The following is a 1,739-nucleotide window of genomic DNA, read 5'->3' as shown; positions in this document are numbered from 1 at the left end:
TCTATGGGGGCGAGACCTTCCACGCGATCACTCGGAGACCGTGAAGCCGAAGGTGCCTTGCATCGGGTGGCCGTCCGCAGAGAGGCCCCGCCAGTCCACGGCGTAAGCACCGGCGGGAAGATCGTTCGGTGGCAGCGCACGGAACTCTGTAACGGCATCCATACCGGTCTCGCGCTCGATTTGTACTTCACCGTCCGGGCCGGTCAACGTGATGGCCGTCACGCGCATAGGGTCATCAAAGCGCATTTCGATAGCTTCGACTGTTTCCACTGACGCCTCGTTCGCTGGCGTCGTTTTCTCGGCCTTCGAATGCGCCAGAGCGCTTGTCGTTAGCGTGGCCGTGATCAGGCCAGCAAGGATCATCTGTTTCATTTACGGTTTTCCATTTCGTCGTGACGGGCGCGGATTTCATCCGGCCAGGTCGATTTGATGTAGCTGAGGACGGCGATGATTTCGTCGTCGCTCAGAACGCCGTCATAGATCGGCATGTTCGAGGCGTAGTCAGGATCGTTGATTAATGCACCTACGCCGTATTTTGTGAGCTGGAACAGGGTCTCGCCATCATGGTGCCAGGTGTGCCCACTCGCGTCGTGCGGCGGTGCGGGAAGCAGTCCATCCTCGTCCCGAGAACGCCAATTGGGTTGGCCTTCGAGGTTGATCCCGTGGCAGGACGCGCAGTTTTCCTGGTAGACGGTTGTGCCGCGCGACACCACGTCTAGGTCCATGTCCAGCAGGACGACCCGGTCATTTTCAGCGAGACCTTGCGTGCTGACGAACAGGGTGGCTCCTATCAGAACCACCCCGCCTGCCGCGATCCAGAGGCTCCTGTTCACAACCCTGCCTGATAGAAGACTTCGCCCTCACCGGCATCGCCGCCGAAAGCGATGACATCATAGCGGGCGGACGGATCGTCCCCCATGCCTGGCGATCCACCGGGCATACCCGGCACCGCGATCCCGGCAATTTCGGGCCGTTCTGTCAGTAGTTTCTCAAGTGCCTCGAACGGCATATGGCCTTCAACCACATAGCCGTCGATCATCGCGGTATGGCAGGCCCACAAGTCGCCGGGGATGCCGGCATCGCGCTTTACCGTGGTCACGTCGCGCGTGTCCGTGACTTCGACTTCATAGCCTTCCTTGCGGGCCAAAGCGACCCATGCGCCACAGCAGCCGCAGGTCGGGCTTTTGGTCACGTGCATTGTGCCATGGTCCGCCATGTCGGTATGGCCGTCTGCGTGGGCCATGCCGGTCATCCCGAAGGAGGCGAGGCCGAGCGCGATTGAAGCAGCGCAAAAGACAGCAAGTACAGTCTTGATCAGTTTCATGAGATTTCCTCTCGATGGGTGTGCGCCCCAGGTTCAGGGCAGCGGGCAAAGCCCGCATCATGGTGATTTTAGGATAAAGTTGCGCGGCGCGCAGACGGCATCACACGATGCGCGGAGGATCGACAGGACCTGACAGCTCGATGCCGATCAAAAGAAGACCGACCATGATGAACATCTCTGCATCGGTCGGTGGTGCCGCAATGTGACCATCTTCATCTGCAAGAACGGCTGGCAGGACATGGCAGTTCTGGCCGCGTTCGGTGCTGTCATCGCAGCAAAGCGGCCCATCATCAGCCGTGATTTCAACAGCGGCATGATGGTGTTCGGTTGTCGTCAAATGTCCAGCATCCAACGCCCCGGAGAACGATGCGGACAACGTCACAAACACGATCAAAATGGCGCGGATCAGTACCAT

At 59.5% G+C, this 1,739-nt stretch carries 4 protein-coding genes; all 4 read right to left on the bottom strand.

Annotation, left to right across the window (positions count from 1 at the left end; genetic code table 11):
* Window positions 1-27 precede the first annotated feature (27 nt).
* On the bottom strand, window positions 28-372 hold the full coding sequence (locus tag C8N45_RS22915) for a copper resistance CopC family protein (protein ID WP_108389374.1): 345 nt from the start codon (window positions 370-372) through the stop codon (window positions 28-30).
* On the bottom strand, window positions 369-833 hold the full coding sequence (locus tag C8N45_RS22910) for a c-type cytochrome (protein ID WP_375342488.1): 465 nt from the start codon (window positions 831-833) through the stop codon (window positions 369-371). The genes C8N45_RS22915 and C8N45_RS22910 overlap by 4 nt, the downstream gene beginning before the upstream one ends.
* The gene (locus C8N45_RS22905; RefSeq protein ID WP_108389372.1) at window positions 830-1,324 is read right to left on the bottom strand and encodes a DUF411 domain-containing protein; all 495 of its coding nucleotides are present in this window, start codon (window positions 1,322-1,324) and stop codon (window positions 830-832) included. Before C8N45_RS22905 ends, C8N45_RS22910 begins: the two co-directional genes overlap by 4 nt.
* 100 nt (window positions 1,325-1,424) lie before the next feature.
* A partial coding sequence (locus C8N45_RS23375; RefSeq protein ID WP_108389370.1) for a hypothetical protein occupies window positions 1,425-1,739 on the bottom strand: 315 nt, incomplete at its 5' end.

The sequence above is a fragment of the Yoonia sediminilitoris genome, assembly GCF_003058085.1.
In the GTDB taxonomy this organism is placed as follows: domain Bacteria; phylum Pseudomonadota; class Alphaproteobacteria; order Rhodobacterales; family Rhodobacteraceae; genus Yoonia; species Yoonia sediminilitoris.
The sequence above is the reverse complement of the archived record's forward strand: the minus strand, read 5'-3'. Positions and strand labels throughout refer to the sequence as shown.

Excerpts from the sequence above, each read along its gene's own strand:
- C8N45_RS22915 (WP_108389374.1), bottom strand. The coding sequence starts at position 372 with ATGAAACAGATGATCCTTGCTGGCCTGATCACGGCCACGCTAACGACA.
- C8N45_RS22905 (WP_108389372.1), bottom strand. The coding sequence starts at position 1,324 with ATGAAACTGATCAAGACTGTACTTGCTGTCTTTTGCGCTGCTTCAATC.